This window comes from Aeromonas lusitana (assembly GCF_002812985.1).
GTDB classification, from domain to species: Bacteria; Pseudomonadota; Gammaproteobacteria; order Enterobacterales; family Aeromonadaceae; genus Aeromonas; species Aeromonas lusitana.
Window position 1 is genome coordinate 209,892 of record NZ_PGCP01000005.1, and the last position, 19,327, is coordinate 229,218.

The 19,327-nt window shown below is 63.7% G+C and carries 14 protein-coding genes; 1 reads left to right on the forward strand and 13 read right to left on the reverse strand.

Annotated features, from left to right (window positions below; translation table 11 throughout):
* Positions 1 to 3: 3 nt before the first annotated feature.
* From CUC44_RS05850 to CUC44_RS05860, 3 genes are all read right to left on the reverse strand, one after another.
* Positions 4 to 1,557 (reverse strand): methyl-accepting chemotaxis protein, encoded by a 1,554-nt coding sequence (locus CUC44_RS05850; protein ID WP_100859036.1) that lies wholly within the window; start codon positions 1,555 to 1,557, stop codon positions 4 to 6.
* Positions 1,558 to 1,677: 120 nt separating this feature from the next.
* Positions 1,678 to 3,354 (reverse strand): fatty acid--CoA ligase, encoded by a 1,677-nt coding sequence (locus CUC44_RS05855; RefSeq protein WP_244166716.1) that lies wholly within the window; start codon positions 3,352 to 3,354, stop codon positions 1,678 to 1,680.
* 51 nt (positions 3,355 to 3,405) lie between these two features.
* Positions 3,406 to 3,981, reverse strand: coding sequence for an RBBP9/YdeN family alpha/beta hydrolase (locus tag CUC44_RS05860; protein WP_100859038.1), 576 nt, complete (start codon positions 3,979 to 3,981; stop codon positions 3,406 to 3,408).
* A 279-nt stretch (positions 3,982 to 4,260) separates the two neighbouring features.
* Between CUC44_RS05860 and CUC44_RS05865 the strand changes: the two genes are divergently transcribed.
* Positions 4,261 to 5,313, forward strand: coding sequence for an AraC family transcriptional regulator (locus CUC44_RS05865; RefSeq protein ID WP_100859130.1), 1,053 nt, complete (start codon positions 4,261 to 4,263; stop codon positions 5,311 to 5,313).
* Positions 5,314 to 5,557: 244 nt separating this feature from the next.
* Here CUC44_RS05865 and CUC44_RS05870 read toward each other — a convergent pair whose 3' ends face one another.
* The 10 genes from CUC44_RS05870 to CUC44_RS05915 form a co-directional block, all read right to left on the reverse strand.
* Complete coding sequence (locus CUC44_RS05870) at positions 5,558 to 8,089, reverse strand: efflux RND transporter permease subunit (protein ID WP_244166717.1); 2,532 nt, start codon at positions 8,087 to 8,089, stop codon at positions 5,558 to 5,560.
* Between the two features lie 65 nt (positions 8,090 to 8,154).
* Positions 8,155 to 9,231 carry a WD40/YVTN/BNR-like repeat-containing protein gene (locus CUC44_RS05875; RefSeq protein ID WP_100859039.1) on the reverse strand — a complete coding sequence of 359 codons (1,077 nt, stop codon included), beginning with the start codon at positions 9,229 to 9,231 and terminating at the stop codon, positions 8,155 to 8,157.
* Between the two features lie 98 nt (positions 9,232 to 9,329).
* Positions 9,330 to 10,688 (reverse strand): DUF1329 domain-containing protein, encoded by a 1,359-nt coding sequence (locus CUC44_RS05880; protein ID WP_100859040.1) that lies wholly within the window; start codon positions 10,686 to 10,688, stop codon positions 9,330 to 9,332.
* Positions 10,689 to 10,716: 28 nt separating this feature from the next.
* Positions 10,717 to 12,639 carry a DUF1302 domain-containing protein gene (locus CUC44_RS05885; protein WP_100859041.1) on the reverse strand — a complete coding sequence of 641 codons (1,923 nt, stop codon included), beginning with the start codon at positions 12,637 to 12,639 and terminating at the stop codon, positions 10,717 to 10,719.
* A gap of 553 nt (positions 12,640 to 13,192) precedes the next feature.
* Positions 13,193 to 13,822, reverse strand: a complete 630-nt coding sequence (locus tag CUC44_RS05890) for a CoA transferase subunit B (protein WP_100859042.1) — start codon at positions 13,820 to 13,822, stop codon at positions 13,193 to 13,195.
* Between the two features lie 95 nt (positions 13,823 to 13,917).
* Positions 13,918 to 14,619 carry a CoA transferase subunit A gene (locus CUC44_RS05895; protein ID WP_100859043.1) on the reverse strand — a complete coding sequence of 234 codons (702 nt, stop codon included), beginning with the start codon at positions 14,617 to 14,619 and terminating at the stop codon, positions 13,918 to 13,920.
* 79 nt (positions 14,620 to 14,698) lie between these two features.
* Positions 14,699 to 15,718: a YeiH family protein gene (locus tag CUC44_RS05900; protein WP_100859044.1), complete on the reverse strand. Its 1,020-nt coding sequence runs from the start codon at positions 15,716 to 15,718 to the stop codon at positions 14,699 to 14,701.
* The gene (locus tag CUC44_RS05905; protein WP_100859045.1) at positions 15,706 to 16,710 is read right to left on the reverse strand and encodes a DsbA family protein; all 1,005 of its coding nucleotides are present in this window, start codon (positions 16,708 to 16,710) and stop codon (positions 15,706 to 15,708) included. Before CUC44_RS05905 ends, CUC44_RS05900 begins: the two co-directional genes overlap by 13 nt.
* Positions 16,707 to 18,038 carry an MFS transporter gene (locus CUC44_RS05910; protein ID WP_100859046.1) on the reverse strand — a complete coding sequence of 444 codons (1,332 nt, stop codon included), beginning with the start codon at positions 18,036 to 18,038 and terminating at the stop codon, positions 16,707 to 16,709. The genes CUC44_RS05905 and CUC44_RS05910 overlap by 4 nt, the downstream gene beginning before the upstream one ends.
* A 188-nt stretch (positions 18,039 to 18,226) precedes the next feature.
* Positions 18,227 to 19,279, reverse strand: a complete 1,053-nt coding sequence (locus tag CUC44_RS05915; protein ID WP_100859047.1) for a beta-keto acid cleavage family enzyme — start codon at positions 19,277 to 19,279, stop codon at positions 18,227 to 18,229.
* Positions 19,280 to 19,327: the final 48 nt, after the last annotated feature.

The window sequence follows — 19,327 nt, forward strand, 5'->3', positions numbered from 1 at the left end:
GCTTTAGCCGAAGGTCTGCCCCAGGGATTTGAGCTGACGCGCCTTGGTGAGCAGGATGTCGCTCGAGGCATCCATGTCCTGCATCTTGCTGCTGTTGGTGTGGGAGTGCTGGGAGATGATGTTGACGTTCTGGCTGATGTCTTCCACCACCGCCTGCTGCTGCTCCGCCGCCGCCGAGATCTGGGTCGACAGGTCGACCACCTGCTCTATCTCCGCCAACACCTGATGCAGGCTCTCCGATCCCTGTCGGGTCAGGGTCACGCAGGATTGGGTCTGCTGCAGATTCTGCTGCATCATGCCCTTCCAACCGTTCAGGGTGCGCTGGATCTGCCCGATACTGCCCTGGATCTGCTCGGTCGCCCTGTGGGTGCGGGTAGACAAGGTACGCACCTCGTCGGCCACCACAGCGAAGCCACGGCCCTGCTCGCCGGCCCGCGCCGCCTCGATGGCCGCGTTGAGAGCCAGCAGGTTGGTCTGATCCGCGATGCCCTGGATCTCGTTCATCAATACCCCGATCCGATCGGACTCCTCCGCCAGCGCCACCGCGGCGCTGAAGGCCTGCTCGGCCTGGGTGGCGAGCTCGGTGACCCTGTGCTGGGTATCCGCCAGCTGCTTGTTGGTGTGCTGGCAGTGCACCTTGGCCTGGGCTATCTGGTTGTCCGTCTCCTGGATGTTGCGGGCGATCTCGTGGGCCGTTGCCGCCATCTCTGTGATGGCGGTCGCCACCTGCTGGGTCTGGATGTCCTGCTCGGCGATGTCGGCGCTCGCCTCGCTGGACGCCGTCTTGAGGTGCACGGCCAAGTCCTGCAGGGAGAGGGTGGCATCGTCCACCCGCCCGAGCACGGTGCGGATCCTGGCTTGCAGCAACTTGAGATGAAAATCGGCGATGGCGCTCGGTTCATTGCCCGAGTAGATGAGCCGGGTCAGGCTGTCATACTCCTGGGTCAGTTGCCGCAGATAACGCGGGGTGGTGATGATCTCGTGGCGATAGATGAGGCCGAGCCACAGCAGAGGCAGCAGCATGAACAGCGGCTCCCATCCCCCCAGCAGATAGGCACCGGCCGCCAGCATCAGCAGGAGCCCGGCGATGGCCAGCCCGTGCCGCATCTGGCTAAGGGACAAGCCCGCCTTGCGCTCCCCCCGCTCGATGGCCCTCAGCCGGGTGTAGGTCCGCGTTGCTATGGCCTTGAGTTCGGGCTCGGCGCGGCTGCGCACCGACTGATAGCCGCTGATCCGGCCCTGCTCGAAGATGGGGGTGACATAGGCATCCACCCAGTAGTAGCGCCCGTCCTTGCAGCGGTTCTTCACCATGCCGCGCCAGGGTTTGCCTTGCTTCAGCTTGCCCCAGAGATCGGCAAACGCCGCCTTGGGCATGTCGGGGTGGCGTACCATGTTGTGGTGCTGGCCTATCATTTCGGCCTGACTGTAACCCGCTACCCGGCAAAAATTTTCATTAGCGTAGGTAATCACCCCCCTCATATCCGTGGTAGATACCAGCTGCTCATTGGCAGAGAAATCCACCTCTTCATCAACAAGATGTATCTGCGTTCTACTCATGGCACACGCCTCTTATGTGATAACTCAATTAGCGTAGTCAAGCCACCATGCCCAAGCAACGCGGCCCCTCAGCCGGTGGGGACGACTGAGGGGCCGCGTGGCGGTTTTATGATGTGGCGCTCAATTTCTGCTCACTGCCTGTTGCTCGTGCTCCCGAATAAGCTTCTTGTTTACCTTGCCGACACTGGTCTTGGGGATCTCCTGCACGATGCGGATCTGGCGGGGAATGGCCCAGCGATTGATGCGGCCACTGTCGACGAATCTCTGCAGGTGCGCCTTGATGGCCTCGGGCTCTAGCAGCACCCCCTCCTTGCCGACCACCAGCGCCAGCGGGCGCTCGCCCCACTGCTCATCGGGCACCCCTATTACGGCCACCGCGTGCACCTCGGGGTGCGCGCTGATGAGGTTCTCCAGCGCCAGCGAGCTTATCCACTCTCCCCCCGTCTTTATCACATCCTTGATGCGGTCCTTGATCTCAACCGTGCCACCCGAGGTGATGGAGGCCATGTCCCCGGTGTGCAGCCAGCCCCCCTGCCAGAGCTCGGCTCCCTTTTCCGGCTCCTTCAGATAGCCCTGCGCCAGCCAGGGGGCGCGCACCACGATTTCCCCCATGGTCACCCCATCGTGCGCCACTTCCTGTCCCTGCTCATCGAGGATGCGCAGATCCACCAGGGGGATGGGGGTGCCGGTGCGGATCCGCAGGGGCAACTGATCGTCCATGGGCAAGGCCAGTTCTTCACCTGTCAGGTGTACCACGCACAGCAGCGGGCAGGTCTCCGACATGCCGTAACCTGCCTGGATCAGGATCCCCTGCCGGTGAGCCTGGGTCGCGAGCCCGAGGGGCAGTGCGCTGCCCCCCAGCAGCATCTTCCAGCCCTGCATAGAGGTGTGTCTGGCTTCCTTACAATCGAGGATCATCTGCAAGATGGTGGGCACGCAGTGGGAGAAGGTCACCCCCTCGTCCCGATAGAGGCGCACCAGCTTGTCTGGCTCGTAGCGGCCTGGGTAGACCTGCTTCACCCCCAGCATGGTCGCCGCATAGGGGAAACCCCAGGCGTGGACGTGGAACATGGGGGTGATGGGCATGTAGACGTCATCGGATCGCAGGGGTGCCTGACCCGTATGGGCCGCCAGGGTCAGCTCGTTCAATGTGTGCAGCACCAGCTGACGATGACTGAAGTAGACCCCCTTGGGATCCCCTGTGGTGCCCGTGGTGTAGAAGAGGGTCGCCACCGAGTTCTCATCAAACTCGGGAAAGTCGTAATGACAGTCAGCACCGGCCAGCAGGGTTTCATACTCCCCGAGCAGGGGCAGACGGCTTGGGGGCAGCTCGCCATCGGTCAGCCGGATGTAACCCCGCACAGTCGGCAACTCGTCCTGAATGCCGGCCAGCATGGGCAGGAAGTCGTCGTGCACCAGCACCAGGTGATCTTCCGCGTGGCTCATGGTGTAGGCGATCTGCGCCGGCGAGAGGCGCACGTTGACCGTGTGCAGCACGGCGCCAATCATGGGCACGGCGAAGAAGCACTCGAGGGAGCGATGGCTGTCCCAGTCCAGCAGGGCGACCGTGTCGCCGGGCCCCACCCCCGATGCCGTCAGCAGGTTGGCAAGGCGATGGATCCGTTGGTTGAGGGTGCGATAGTCATAACGCAGACGGTCTGCGTAGACTATCTCCTGCTCGGGGTGATAGCGCACACCCGACAGCAGCAGGCTCTTGATCAGCAGTGGATAAGCATGGGCTCCCTGCGCGGGCGGTATGATCCGGGTCTTCACCATCTTCACTCCTTGTAGATGCATGTTCACGTCCTGATGGACGGGGAAACTCGGTTCCCTTGTCGATATGGATGATCAGGCGCCAAGACGCGCCAGCAACGTCCAGGCCAGGGGCCAGGGGCCGAAACCACTGGCCGGATTGAGGTGCCCAACGGCCCCGGCATCCACAAGCTCGCTCCCCCACTCCCCGGCCAGGGCTCGGACAGCCGCCGGACTCGCCAGGGGATCATTCTGGCTCATGACCATCAGGCTCGGGAACGGCAGCCGAGCCCGTGGCAGCGGCTGCCAGCCACCGGCCATCATGGCGGCCTGGCTGGGGTACGGGGCTGGCCAGCTGACATCCAGATCCGGCGGCGTCACCAGCAGGACACCCGCGATGGTATGGCCTTTATCAGCATATTGCGCTACCCAGTGCGCCACCATCAGCACACCTGCACTGTGAGCCACCAGGATCACAGGACCCTCTATGGTGGCCAGCGCCTGCGCTATGGCCTCGACCCTGGCCTGGCAGCTGAGTCGATCCGAGGTTAAAGGCGGCACTGTGACCACCTTGTCCAGGCCGGCGGCGAGCCGCGTCTGCCAGTGATCCTCCATGTGATCCCGCAGGCCGGGCACGATCAGCACGGTCGCCCTGGGTTGCCATTCCTTCATCTTCGCCCCTTCTCCTGGCGCCCGGCGATGGCCGGGCAGTCATGAGAGCCACACTAAGGCGCCCGGTTTTTGGCTGCTTTACCTTGGGTGCCATGGACTTGTCTTTTTACGACAGGGGCACTGGCTGGCAGCAGAAACCACAGACAAAAGGGGGGAGCAGCTGAAACCTACGACTATTGATTACTAACACAGCAGTTAATAGCACTTCCCACCATGTAAATGAAATGATAAAAAACAGTTAACAACCAGCAGATGAGCTGTCGCCATGGGAACTGCATCATGACCCTTCTAGCAAGAGCCGCTACCCTCACCAATTATCTCGACGTCGCCAGGCAACTGGGCCTCAACACCCCCAGCCTGTTGTCTCAGGCCGGACTCAGCGCCTCCATTCTGGATGTCCCGAACCAGCGCATCCCGGTCGCCACTGTGGTCAATCTGCTTGAGCTGACGGCCCGCACCGGCGGTTGCCAGAGCCTGGGACTGCGCATGGCGGAGCATCGCCAGCTGTCGGATTTTGGCGAGGTCAGCCTCTTGCTCAGCTACCAGCCCAACCTGCGTGACGCCTTGCAGGTGATGGTGCAATACATCCATCTGTTCAACAATGCGCTGGCCATCTTCATCGAGGAAGCGGGCAAGACGGTCATCATCCGCGAGGAGATCATCACGGATGCGCCCATGCCTTCGCGCCAGGCCACCGAGCTCGCGGTCGGCGTCATGTTCCGCTTCTGCGCCTCCCAGGTCGGGGTCGGGGCGAACTGGCACCCCATCAGCGTCAACTTCACTCATGGGGCGCCGGCGGATCTCTCCATCCACAAGCGCCTGTTCGGCTGCAAGCTGGAATTTGGCAGCGAGTTCAACGGCATCGTCTGTCAGTCGACGGATCTGGATATCCCCAACCCCCTGGCGAATCAGGCCATGGCCCGCCACGCGCGCCAGTACCTCGATACCCTCATGGTGGAAACCCAGCAATCCCTGCTGACCGACGTGCGCAAGGCCATCTACCTGCTGCTGCCCATGGGGCGCGCCACCATAGAGCAGATAGCCCGCACCCTTGGCATGAATGTGCGCACCCTGCAGCGCCATCTGGAAGAGAGCGGCGCCACCTTCAGCGAGCTCATCAACGACGTGCGCCGGGATCTCGTAATGCGCTACCTGCAAAACTCGGGGTATTCCCTCGGCCACATCGCCGACATGCTGGGTTACTCCATGCCAAGCTCCTTCACCCGCTGGTTCAATGCCCAGTTCGGCATGCCGCCCGCCACCTGGCGCTCGCGCAACAAGATAGTGCCCAAGCTGGCCCAAAGCGCCCATACCAGCCTGGCTTACGGCTAGACCCCCATTTCCTTCGCCAGACGCACAGAGGGAGGCATTTAGCCTCCCTCTGTGCATTTCGCTCCTCAAGGCTCGTCACTCGTCATCGACATCCACACGAAGAGGAGACGATGAAGGCGCTATCGCGAACCCGCATGCATTCCCTTTTCCACCCTGCCTGGTGTCCATTCATCTGGCCCCTCATAGCACCCGAAAAAAAGAGGGAGGCTTGATGCCTCCCTCTTTGTATTCAGCTTGCCGCCCGTCAGCGGGCATCGGCCGGCAGTGGATCCGCCGCCATCCTCGCCTGGGGCGCGCCGGCGTCGGCGCTCGCACGGGGCGAGGCCTGCTCCCCGGCCTCTGCCAGGGTGGGCCTGGTGCCACGCAGCAGGAAGTAGGAGAGCGCAGGCACCCCGATCAGGGCCCCCAGCATGTTCCACAGGAACATGAAGGTGAGCAGGATCCCCATATCCGCCTGGAACTTGATCGGCGACCAGGCCCAGCCCACCACACCGGCGGCGAGCGTGATCCCCACCAGTCCCACCACCCGGCCGGTGAAGGCCACGGCGTTGCGGTAGGACTCCACCAGAGAGAGGCCCTGGCGCTGATAGTGCAACTGCACGCTCAGCAGATAGAGCGCATAGTCCACGCCTATGCCGACCCCGAGCGCGATCACAGGCAGGGTCGCCACCTTGACGCCTATGCCCATGGCCACCATCAGCGCCTCGCACAGTACAGAGGTGAGCATCAGGGGCACCAGGGCCACCACGGTCGCCCGCCAGCTGCGGAAGGTGATGAGGCAGAAGACCGTCACCGCCAGATAGACATAGAGCAGCATGGTGCGGCTCGCGGCATGTACCACCTCATTGGTGGCGGCCTCGATGCCGGCGCTACCCGCGGCGAGCAGGAACTGGCGATCCGCCGTGCTGTTGTCACGGGCAAACTGGTCGGCGATAGCCACCACGCCGCTCAGGGTCTCGGCCTTGTGATCTTTCAAGTAAGCAATCACCGGCATCAGGGAGCAGTCGGTGTTGAACAGCTCTGGGCTGTTGACCGAGGCCTGCTGGGCGGCGTAGTTCAGCACGTTCTGGTTGCGCTGTATGCTGGCGAGCTTGGGGTTGCCCTCATAGGTGCCGGCGGTGATCTGGCGCACGGCGTTGACCAAGGAGGTGGTGGCCTGCACGCCGGGGTGCTGCTGCAGCTCCCAGCCCAGGCGATCCGCCAGGATCAGGGTCTTGTAGTCGAGACACCCCTCCGGCGCCGTCTTGACCATGACAGCAAACAGGTCGCTCGAGAGCGCATAATGGCCTGTGATATAGCCGTTGTCCTTGTTGTAGCGCGAATCCGCGCGTAGCTCGGGGGCACCGCTGTCCAGATCGCCGACTTTCAGGTTCAGGCTCACCAGGTAGCCGCCGATCCCCATGGCCAGCCCCAGCACCACCACCACGGTAGCCCACTTGCGCTCGGTGCAGCTGTCCAGCAGATCCCAGAGCCGGCCAAAGCCCTTGTGGGCGGCGGCGTTGTTTTCCATTCGCAGGGCCCGCTCGGCCGCCTTGCGCCCCACCCCCACATAGGAGAGGGCCACCGGCATCAGCAGGAGGGAGGTGAAGATGAGCACGGCCACACCTATGCTGGCGGTGATGGCGAGATCCTGGATGACGGGGATGTCGATCAGCATCAGCACGGCGAAACCCACCGCATCGGCGAGCAGCGCCGTGACCCCGGCCAGGAACAGGCGGCGGAAGGTGTAGCGGGCGGCTACCTGGCGATGGGTGCCACGGGCTATGTCCTGCATGATGCCATTCATCTTCTGGGCCGCGTGGGAGACCCCGATGGCGAAGATGAGGAAGGGCACCAGCACGGAATAGGGATCGATGGCATAGCCGAGCCAGGCGACGAGGCCGAGCTGCCATACCACTGCAATCAGGGAGCATCCAACCACGAGTAACGTGCTGCGTACACAGCGGGTATAGAGGAAGATGATGAGGAGCGAGGTCGCCACCGCCAGGGCGAAGAACATGATCACCTGGATGAGGCCATCGATGAGATCCCCCACCAGCTTGGCAAAACCGATGACCCGGATCTTGTACTTGCCCGTCCCCTCCTCTCCCGCCTGATGGGGCTTGCCATCGAACTCAATCTGGTCGCGCAACTGCTCGATGCGCTGGGAGAACTCGTGATAGTTGAGGGGCTGGCCCGTGGCCGATGCCTTGTCCAGCAGGGGCACTATCAGCATGCTGGACTTGAAGTCGCTCGCCACCAGGCTGCCGACTATACCGGCCCGGTTGATGTTCTGGCGCAGCTGTTCGATATCGGCAGGCTTGCCCTGATAGGCGTCCGGCATCACGGGGCCGCCCTGGAAGCCCTCCTCTGTCACCTCGGTCCAGCGCACCGCCGGGCTCCAGAGAGACTTCATCCAGGCCCGGTCGACCCCTTCGGTGAGGAACAGCTCGTCGTTGACCCGCTTGAGCACGCCAAGATAGTCGGGATCGAAGATGTCTCCTTGGGTGTTCTCCACCACCACCCGTACCGAGTTGCCGAGGCCGCGCAGTGACTGGCGGTTTTCCAGGAAGTTTTTGATGTAGGGCTGGCTCTGGGGGATCATCTTCTCGAAGCTGGGCCTGAGCTCCAGCCTCGTCGTCGCCATATAGCCCAGTACCAGGGTCGCCAGCGTCATCAACAGCATGAACAGGGGTCTGTGGTTGAACACCAGCCGCTCCAGCAGGTTGCCGGAGCGCCGATCGAAATCCGCCAGATCGCGGATCACCGGCATCGCATCTTGCTTCACATGGCTCATATCTGGGTACTCTCTCGTTATTGTTATCCAGCCACCCTTGGGCAGCCGTCCATCATTTGACGGCTCTATTTGACGGCCAGAGTGCGCACGCCGCGGCTGCCCACCAGCGCCAGGGCGCCATCTTGCGCCAGGGCGGCCCCCGCCACGGGTGAAGGATCGCTCTGGGGAACCAGCTGCAACGGCTGATTGCCATCGACCCGCAGCAGGTGCCCCGTCTGGGTGAACAGGCGCACCTGACCGCCCCCGTCTTGCACCGCCGCGCTGATGCTGATGGGCAGCGGGCTCGCGAGCCTGGTCCAGCTCGCCCCCTCATCCGTGCTGCGATAGACGTGGCCGCGCAGGCCATAGACGATCACCTGATTTTCCTGGCCGATGAGGCCAAAGAAGCTGCCCTCGTAGGGGGACGGCAGGGCCAGGAAGCGCTGCTGCCCCTCATCCCACTTGCGCAGCAAGCCCTGCTCGCCGGCGAGGTAGAGGCCGCTGCCCGCTTGGGTGATGGCATTGAGATGCAACCCTTGCGGGTTGTCGGTGCGATCCTGCATCGGCGTCCAGTGCAGGCCTCCGTCGTCGGTGCGCAGGATCAGGTTGAACACCCCGACCACGTAGCCCACCCGCTCATTCTGGAACCAGACGCCGAGCAATGGCTTGTCGGCCCCCTCCTCCACCAGACGTTGCCCCTCTTCCACCAGCTGGGGCCAGAGCTCGCTCTGGGGTTCAGCCTTGGCGAGTGCCGAGTAATGATTGAGCACCAGATCGCCTATCTGGCGGCCATCCAGCTGTTTTTGCCAGCTGGCGCCACCGTCCTGGCTGTGCAACACCACTCCATCCCCCCCCACGGCCCAGCCTTGCAGCCGGGTGGGGAAGACGACGGCGGTGAGATCGACGCTCACCGGCACGCGAGCCTGCTGCCAGTGCAGCCCCTCGTCGTCGGAATAGAGGATGTGACCTCTCTGCCCCACCGCCACCAGCCGGTTGCCAGCCCTGGCCAGACTCAATAGAGGGCTGTGCTCGGCCAGGAGGCTGGCTTTCGCCGGCAAGTCCAGCACGTCCACATAGTCGGCCGCCTGCCCTGCTTGCACGCCGGCGCTCTGCATCAGCAGGGCGCAGCACATGAGTGGCGCCAACGTCTTGAATGAACCCATACCACGTCCTTGTCTTGAGCTGCGTCCAAGCACATGAGCCTGGATGCCAACACCGGGGAGCCCGCTTCGCCAATGGCGAACCGGGCTCCCGCGACTGCCTAGCGGATCCCGGCGCCAGCCAAGGACTCCGGCGACCACTTCGCCTTGGACAGGGAAGCGCCGTACTTGATGCCCCCATGGGGTCCCACCACACCGTTGATGTTGTAGGTACCCGCCACCAGGTCATAGATCATGAAGGGGGTGGCGTCCGGGGTCTGCTTGTCGTAGCTCTGGCTGAGGAAGGCGAAGGAGCCGCGATAGAGCTGACCACGGGCGTCGTACTGATCCGAGGCCAGGGCCACCCAGCTGTCTTCATCCAGGTAGAAGCGGCGCTTGGCGTAGATGTGGCGCTCACCGGCCTTGAGGGTTCCCTCCACCACCCAGACCCTGTGTTTCTCCCAGCGCACCTGATCCGGTGAGAGGAAATTCGGGGTGGTCAGGGCCTTGGCGTCGGGCTGATAGGTGAGCTTGTAGGTGTTGTAGGGGACTATCATCTCCTGCTTGCCCACCAGCTTCCAATCGAAGCGGTCCAGCGCCCCGTTGAAGACGAAGACGTCATCATAGGTGCCGGCCCCAGATGTGCCCGGATTCGGGGTATCGTAGGCCAGGTTCGGCGCCAGCTTGACCCGGCGCTGACCCGGCAGGTATTGCCAGGCCTTGCGCGGCTGCTCAAGGGGGTTGGCGGCATCGCGCAGCATGATGGCCTCACCGGCGCGGCGAGCCGGGCCCGTATAGTAGAGCTTCATCTGGTAGTAGGTGTCCTTGGCCGAGATGGGCTTCTTCATGTCCTCGTAGATGGCGTAGTTGATAAACGCCTGCCCCGTGGTGGAGAGGGCTGCCACCCCGGCGGAATCCACGTTCCAGGAGTCATATTTGGTGGCGATGTTCACCCCCTGATAGCGCAGCAGGAAGTTCCACATGGCTTCGGCCCCCGTCTTGGGGATGGGGAAGGGAATACCGGGCAGCACCTTGTCCACCGCCATCCCCCCTTCCAGGGTCTTGGCGTTCAGGGCGTTCTGCCTGGTGTTGTCCAGCACCGCCTGGGGCAGCGCCACGCTGCGGTGGGTCGGGTAGACGTCGACACGAAAGTCAGGGAAGCGCTTGAGCAGCTCCGCCGTGGTGGCGGTCAACAGCCCCTTGTACTGCCCCTCGTTCTTGCCGTTGATCACCAGCAGGGGTTTGTCGCCGGCATAAGGGTCCGGGCGCATGCTGTCACCTGCCTTGAACCCGGCGGGAGGCGTGGTCAGGCCGCCGCTGTAGGCGGGGATGCTGCCATCGGCGTTGGCCCCTGCCTCTGCGCCTATCTGGGTCAGATTGCTGCCAAGCTGCTGGGCTTCGCTGGTCGAGACGGCTGCCAGGGCCTGGCCCGCGAGGGCCAGGGTGAGAGAGGCGGCCAACAGGGTCTTGTTCAGGTTCATATCTCGTTCTCCGATGCGGTCACGTGACTCAATAAGTGGTCTTGAGGGTCAGGTAGACAGCGCCCCTGTCTTCCGTGGTGGCACCGCCTCCCGAGAAGGAGGAGTAACCGCCGGCGTAACAGGTGTTGCGCTGGGTGGCATCCAGGGCGTTGGGGGTGGACCCATCCTTGGCGCCGTCATTGCACTCGGCGGACTTGCCAAAGGAGTCCACGTATTTCAGGTCGACGAAGTACTGGTTGTAGACGGTAGCACCGAGGCCGACCGCGTAGTTGCCTGTGTCTTCCGCCCCGCCGCCCTGCACGGGGGAGATCCCGTTCAGGCCAAGGTTGACGGAGAGCGGCATGCTCATGTCGACACCGGGGAAGACCTGATACCAGGTCGGAGTGAAGTTGAGGGCCAGACCCCAGTTATCCCGGGTCGACTTGTCGAGCCCCTGATAGCTGTCTTCTCCTTTGTAGAGCGCCTTGTTGTGCTCATCGAGGTGCAAGAGGTTGCTGTAGTAGAGCTCCGAGAGCAGCACGGCGGAGTCGAACAGCGGGGTGTCGGCTATGGTCATCAGGCCGTTGATGGTCCAGTGCAGGGTGTCGCCGGTGGCGCTGTAGCCATCGCTGCCATCCACCAGGGTCCCCGTGTTGGCATTGCGCGGCGGCAAGGCACCGAAACCACTGGCCAGGCTGTCAGCGCCGGCGGCGCTCAGCAGGGCCGGGATGCTGGAGAGCGGCATGTTATGGCGATAGTTCAAATCGCTGCCCACGCTCACCCCAGCCACATCTTTGGATAGGCTAAGGCCAAAAATGTCGATGTTTTCACCATAAGCGAAGCTGTAGCTCGCCGTATCCACTGAGTTGCGCAGGGTCGGTATGCCTCTGAGCCCCTGTCCGCCAGTGTTCAGCCCCCTGGCATCCAGCACCGCCTGGGGCAGGATGTCGGCGGTGCGGCGGTAGTAGGCTCCCAGAGTGGCGTCCAGCGCCTCGGGGGACCACTTGGTCATGATGCCCCAGTCGCCGTGCTTGCCTGGCTCTATGTCCTCGCCGCGGCGGATGTTGCTCAGGGTGCCGTTCGGCCCGGCCAGGCCGGGGCCGCCGGTGTGGCCCAGCAGGAAGGACTGGGCGCCGAAGCCCACCAGATCGGAGCCACCGTAATAGGTGCCGGCTTCCGGCAATCGGGCGGCGTTCCAGTCGAGAAAGTACTGGGCGGCGAAGGTCCATTCCGGGTTCAGGGTAAAGGAGGCAGAGATCTGGTTGCGGGGCACAAACAGCTCTTTCGCTTCCGTGCCGGGGGATGCCGCCAGTTTGGCGAGATCCAGACCGGACTGGCCGTAGCTGACCGAGTGCACCGGGCTCAGCAGTGTCTCCCCCCAGAAGATGTTGTGCTGACCTATCTTGACCCCGAGCAGGGACTCGTCGCCTAGCTCCATGTTGTGGAACACGAAGGCGTCGAGGATCTCGCCGGAGGGGCCGTGGTAGTAGCGGTCGGCGTAGTCGCTCAGGTGCGAGCTGCCGAACATGGCGGGCGCCGCGGGTCTGCCCGCCCAGCCGGCGATGCCGGAGCGCTCGTCGTTGCCATTGATGAAGGGATTCTCATCGGCGCCCACGCCGCTGTAGGCGTAGTCATACCAGCTGGCGGCGCTGATGCGAAAACCGGTATTGCCCTTGTTCACCACGTCGAGCTCGGTCAGCAGATCGAAGCGGGTGGTGACGGTGTCGCCGGCGTCCTTGAAGTTGTAATCCCCATCGTTGTTGTTCGGGGTGGCGAGCATGCGGGAGTCCGCACTCTCGGTGCGCATGCCGTAGTTGAATTTGCCGGTGTTGTCGAAGCGCACGGACCACTCTTCGCTGCCCGTGTCGATTTCCACCGCCTGAACGCCTGGCATGAGGACGGCCGCGATGGCCGTCGCCAGCAGGCTGACGCGCAATGCGCCAGCGCCATGACTCGTGTGCTTGTAATCCATTACAGTCTCTCCGAGTGTCATCTTTTGTTATTTGTTGTTGGTCTTGCTCTGTTTAATCGCCGTTTCCGTTGGCTTGATGGTGTTGCTTGGCTTCTTGCCTGGCGGTTGTGCCAGGGTCGGCGCTTCCCTTGGGGACGAGGGGGCGCTCTGTTTGCCTCCTCCCTTGCGGGTTCCTCCCCCGGGTGCGCTCTGTGTTGTTGCTACCGACTCTACGGCCAGCCCGGCCCCCCTGCTTGCCATTGAACGTCAGCCACTTTTCATTTGATGACAGACATTGGCAGCGCCGAAAAACGGGTGAAAAAGGGGTGCCGGACGGCATCCACGCAGGGATGTACAGGTTCGAAAAGGGACAATAACGGGACCTGAGGTGAGTGACTCTCACCAGCGCCCAGACGGGGAACGGATTATCGGCGCTTGATGAGCCAAGGCCAGACAAGAAGCGGAGCCTGGCAAGATGGCAGAGGCGTCGCAGACAAGTAATAAAAGCGGCGAAGCAGGCCCAAGCATCCTCACTTCGCCGTGAAAATGGCCGACGAGTCGGCCTACACGTGAGTTAGCGGCAGATGCGGCAGCCGGTGGCGGCCTGCAACTGCTCGAATTCGATACCGGGGGCCAGCTCCACCAGTTTGAGGCCACTCGGGGTCACATCCAGCACGGCGAGATCGCTGATGATGCGATCCACTACCCCGACCCCGGTCAGGGGCAGGTTGCACCATTCCAAAATCTTGTGCTCCCCATTCTTGGCGCAGTGCTCCATCAGCACCACCACCCGCTTGACCCCGGCCACCAGATCCATGGCCCCCCCCATCCCCTTGACCAGCTTGCCCGGGATCATCCAGTTCGCGAGATCGCCGCGCTCGGAGACCTGCATGGCGCCGAGCAGCGCCAGGTTGATGTGACCGCCGCGGATCATGGCGAAACTCTCGGCGCTGTCGAAGAAGCTGCTGCCGGGCAGGGTGGTGATGGTCTGCTTGCCGGCGTTGATGAGATCCGGGTCCAGCTCCTCTTCGCTTGGGAAGGGGCCTATGCCGAGCAGGCCGTTCTCGCTCTGCAGCCACACCTCCATGCCGTCGGGAATGTAGTTGGCCACCAGGGTCGGCAGGCCGATGCCGAGGTTCACGTAGAAGCCGTCCTGCAACTCTTGTGCGGCGCGTGCCGCCATCTCTTCACGGGTCCAGGCCATGTTATTTGCTCCTCAGCGCACGATGTTGAAAACAGGAAGCCACTGGCAACGCCTGTGTGATGCACGGCGCCATCTCTTCACGAGTCCAGGCCATCTCAATTTTTCTCCATGACGGTACGCACTTCGATGCGTTTCTCTGGATTAGGATTGAGTACCAGCCGCTGCACATAGATGCCGGGCAGGTGGATCTCGTCCGGGGCCAGCTCACCCACCTCGACTATCTCCTCCACCTCGGCGACGCAGACCCGGCCCGCCTTGGCGCAGAGCGGGTTGAAGTTGCGGGCCGTCTTGTTGAACATCAGGTTGCCCGCCTTGTCGGCCCTGGCCCCCTTGATGATGGCGAGATCCGCGGTGAGCGAGCGCTCCATCACATACCAGTCCCCATCGAACTGACGGGTCTCCTTGCCCTCGGCAATCAGGGTCCCGTAACCGGTGCGGGTGAAGAAGGCCGGGATGCCAGCGCCGCCGGCACGCAGCTTCTCGGCCAGGGTGCCCTGGGGGGTGAACTCCAGCTCCAGCTCCCCGGCCAGATACTGGCGCTCGAACTCCTTGTTGCCTCCCACGTAGGAGGAGATCATCTTCTTGATCTGGCGGCTGTGGAGCAGAGGCCCCAAACCGAACTCATCCACCCCGCAGTTGTTGCTGATGATGGTGAAGCCGCGCTTGCCGCTCTCCTGCAGCGCCCCTATGAGCTGCTCCGGGATGCCGCACAGGCCAAACCCCCCCGAGGCGATGGTGATGTCGTCCTGCACCAGATCGCCAAGGGCGGCCCGGGCGCTGGGATATAACTTGTTCATAGATTCCTCTCTGGCTAATCCATTGGCCATCCAGCTTCGATGCGCCCCATGGGGGCGTCATCGAGCTCTCGTACCCTTCCTAAGGCTTGATCCCCCAGTGCATCAACAGCAGCACCAAGGCGACGAGAAATACCGTCTCCCCCACCATCAACAAGATGGGTTTGATACCCACCGCCGCCAGCTCCCTGAGCTGGGTCTTCATGCCGATGGCGGCGATGGCGATCACCAGGCACCAGCGCGACAGATCGTTGACCCCGCTCTGGACCATGGCGGGCACCCAGCCCGTGCTGTTGATGCAGGCCAGCACCAGGAAACCCACCGCAAACAGGGGCAACAGGGGTGGCCGCTTGCCGGAGGCGGGATCCGCCCCCTGCATCCGGGTGATCATGGCGGCCACCAGGATCACCGGCAGCAGCATGGCAACCCGCATCAGCTTGACCACGGTGGCCACGTCCCCGGTCTCGGTGGACATGCTGTAACCGGCGCCAACCACCTGGGCCACATCATGGATAGTGGCGCCGAGGAAGACCCCCGACTCCACCGGGGTCAGCTCGAAGAAGCGGGCGATCATGGGATAGGTGATCATCGCCAGGGTCGAGAGCACAGAGACGCCGATGACGGTGAACAGGGTGGCGCGCTCTTTTTGCGGGTGATTGGGCAGGGAAGCGGCCAGGGCCAGGGCGGCGGAGGCGCCACAGATGGCCGTGGCGCCTCCGGTCAGCATGCCGAACAGGCGCTGGAAGCCCATCAGCCTGGCGGCGACGACGGAGAGGCTGATGGTGACGACCACCAGGGTCACCACCAGGACAACCGGCATCCAGCCGAGTTCGGCTATCTGGCCCAGGGTGATGCGCATGCCGAGCAAGGCGACGCCGATGCGCAAGACGCTGCGCGCCGTGAATTCGATGCCCGCCTTGCAGCTCCCCTCGCCGCTGAGGAAGTTCAGCGCCATGCCAAGCAGCAGGGCAAACAGCAGCACGGGGGCACCGTAGTGCTCGGCCAGGAAGGTGGCGGCCGCGGCCACTACCAGGCTGATGGTCATGCCGGGGGCCAGCTCGCGCACCCGAGCGAAGCGATCCGTCAAGGCTATGGCATGCATGAGAGGCTCTCCTCGGGTGTCAGAACGATAAAGAGGCGATCCCCTTCCCGCTCCACCGGATAGCGGCCGACCTTGAGCTGGGTCGCCCCCTGCAGGTAACCGGTGCGCAGGTTGAAACGCAGGCCGTGGGCGCGGCACTGGATGGTCTCCCCCTCCAGCTTGCCGCCGCACAGGGAGGCGCCCTGATGGGGGCAGCTGTCATCGATGGCATGAAACTCGCCGTCGATGTTGAACAGCACCAGGCTCTTGCCCTCCCCTTCGATGAGGGCTCGCTGACCGGGGGCAGGCACCCGGCTGGCGGGCACTTCGAGGCGCGCTTTTTCCCTCGCCCGGCTCTCCTCGGCCGCCATCGCCAAGCGCAGGCTGGCGAGCAGTTTCTCCACCGGCTGGGCGCCGGAGAGGGTTAGACCCCCTCCCATCACGAAGCTGGGCACTCCTTGACTCGCGGGCCCCTCGGCTATCCCTGAGAAGGGGCTGCCATCCCCGTGCAGGCAGCTGACCAGGGCCCCCAGGGCAAAACCGGCCCGCTCGGCCAGGTCCAGCAGCAGATTTCCATCCCCCAGATCCCCCCCTTGCAGGAAGTGACTGGCGAACAGCGATTCGAGCAGTGTTTCCTGCTGCTTCGGCGTGCCCAGTTGGCAGGCCCGTTGCCACAGGCGATGGACATCGGCGGTATTTGGCATGCGGGGGATCTTGTCAAAGTCCAGATGTACGCCCACGGTCGCCGCGGCCTGCTGCACCTGGGCCTGGCGCAGCCGCACAGCAGGCTCGCTACCGAGGCGGCGCAGATAAAAATCGTGAAAATCCTCCCCCTGCAGCGGCAGATAGGGCAGCAGCTGCACCCCGTGCCAGCGCGGCTCCACCCGCAATTCGGGTCGTTCGACCCGCAGCAGGGACAGGGCCTGGTCCAGCTGGCGCTTGCCGATCAGGCACCAGGGACAGATGAAATCGAAATAGACATCTAGTTTCAGGGTTTGCAGGGAACGGCTCATGCCCTGACCTCCGTGTGACCTTCGTTGATGGCGGGATCGGGGGCGATGGACGGGGAGGACTCCCCCTCCAGTCGGGCCACGTCCTTGTGGTAGTGGCGCCTGGCGTAGAGAAAGACCATGGCCGCCGCGATGCTGATGAGGGGCACCAGCCGGAAGGCATTATCCAGACCGATGTGATCGGACACCTTGCCGGTGATAAAGGGGCCAGGCGCGAGGCCGAGCAGGTTGTTGGCGAGCGTCAGGGTCGCAAAGGCGGTGCCGTGCACGCTGGCGTGGGTCAGGTTCGCCACCATGGCGCCGGCGGGGCCAGAGGTACCGGTGGCGATGAACATGCCAAGGCAGATCAGCACCAACTGGGGCAGGCCGAACGGCAGGGCGAACGCCAGGGACAAGAGGGCGCAGCTGCCGATGCAATAACCGATGGCGAGGCTTATCTTGCGATCCGGCCGCGCCTTGCACAGCCTGTCGCTCAGCATGCCGCACAGGATCATGCCAGCGCCGCTGCACAGCACTATGATGGCCGCCGCCGCCCCCGCCTTATCCGTCTCCATGCCGTAATAGCGGTTAAGGTAGCTCGGCATCCAGACGATGACGGTGCCACCGACGAACAGCTGCAAGCCGCTGCCCACATAGGCCGAGATCACCGAGCGGCTGGAGTAGAGGCTACGCAGGGGATTGCGTCCCCCGGCCGATCCCTTGGCGCCGCGGCACGGGGTCGAGATCCGCGACTCTTTCACCACCAGGGGGTAGAGCGCCGCCAGCAGCAGGCCGAACAGGGCCATGCCGGCGAAGGCCCAGCGCCAGCCGAGCCAATGGGCCAGCAGACCTCCGCTGGCCATGCCGAGCACAGAGCCGAACAGGCCGCCGGAAATAAAGGCGCCGGAGAGGGTGGCCCGCATCTCCCGCGGGAAGACGGAGACCACCACGGCGATGCCGACGCTGCCATAGGCGGCCTCCCCCACCCCCACCAGGAAGCGGGCGATGAACATCTGCTCGTAGTTCTGGGCCAGGGCGCAGCCCAGGGTCGCCAGACTCCAGAGCGCGGCCATCAGGGCCAGGCTCTTCACCCGGCCGAAGCGATCGGCGAGCAGAGAGAGCGGGAAGGTGAGCAGCCCGACCATGAGCGCCACTATGCCGCTCAGCAGGCCAAGCTGGGTATCCGAGAGCACCCACTCCCCCTTGAGCATGGGGAACACGGCGTTGAGCACCTGGCGCGACATATAGTCGGAGATGAGCAGGCCGAAGGTCAGTGCAAACACTATCCAGGCGTAGCGACGGGGCACGGCAACCTCGCCGGCCGCGCCCTCATCGATATGATACGTAGCCATACAATCCCTCGCGCTACAACAAATTGGGTTGGAACCCGGTCGGGGTACCGGTGGCTGGAGCCGCCGGAAACCCACTACTGACACATCCATCAGTTTGCCGGGTGCTGCATAGTGCAAGGGCTGCGGCCCTTTGGCAAACGGAGTTGACGGGTCGCGGTGCTTATTTTTCACACTGCGACCCAACTGGCTCAGGAGCGCTGGGGCACCCCTTTCTGGCCCTGGGAGCGGTTCGGCGCCATGCCGTTGGCCAGCAGTGTCTCTTCGACGCTGTCGTACTGGACCCCGATGCGATAGATGGCGCGCGCCTCCTTGCCGTTGGCCACCTCGCGGCCGAGCTCATGGGCGACCCGCACGCACTGGCGGATCTGCTCCACCGAGCTCATGCGCTGGCCGTGCTGACCAATGATGGTGTCCTCGATACCGCAGCGCGGGTGCAGCCCCATGGACATGGCCATCATGTTGAACGGCAGCACGTTCTTGAGCAGGGACTCGGCGGTCAGGGTGCAGCCATCCGGCGCACGGTGGACGAAGTTCATGAAGTTGAACGGATTGGGACCATCGAAGCCGCCGCCGATGCCGATCCAGGTCAGGTTCAGCGGCCCCATGTAGACGCCCCTGCGCACCAGTCGCTCCAGGGTCTCCATGGCGTGCATGCCGGTCAGCTGGAAGTGGGGCTGGATGCCGTTGGCCATCAGGCGCTTCAGGTGCTCCGCCACCCAGGCCGGACCGGCCGGGACCGTCATCTCGCTGTAGGCAGCCTGGTAGGCCGGATGGGCCAGGGAGGTGCCTTCCAGGTATTCCGGGTAGAGCAGCTCCATGATGTTCATCTGGGTGGTGTTGATGGCGACCGTAACCTGATCCGGTTTCGGGGTCAGCTCAGCCAGCATGTGGCGGGTATCGTCGGAGAGCCACTTGGCCGCCTCCCCCTCCCCTTCCGGCGCGAAGGAGATGGAGCCGCCGACCTGGATGATCATGTCCGGCACCGCCTTGCGCACCCCGGCGATCAGCTCGTTGAACTTGGACAGCCGCTTGGAGCCGGTACCATCCAATTCACGCACATGCAGGTGCAGCACGGTGGCGCCTGCCTCGTAGCACTCCACCGCCTTCTGGATCTGCTCCTCCATGGTCACAGGGATGTCCTCCGGGAAGTCCTCAGGCGCCCACTCAGGGCCATAGGGGGCGACCGTGATGACAACCTTTTCCATGTTTTCCGGGTGCAGGGAATCGTCAAAAAATTGCATCTGTTTCTCTCCTTGAGATGTGAAATGGCGCCCGGGCTATCCACGCGC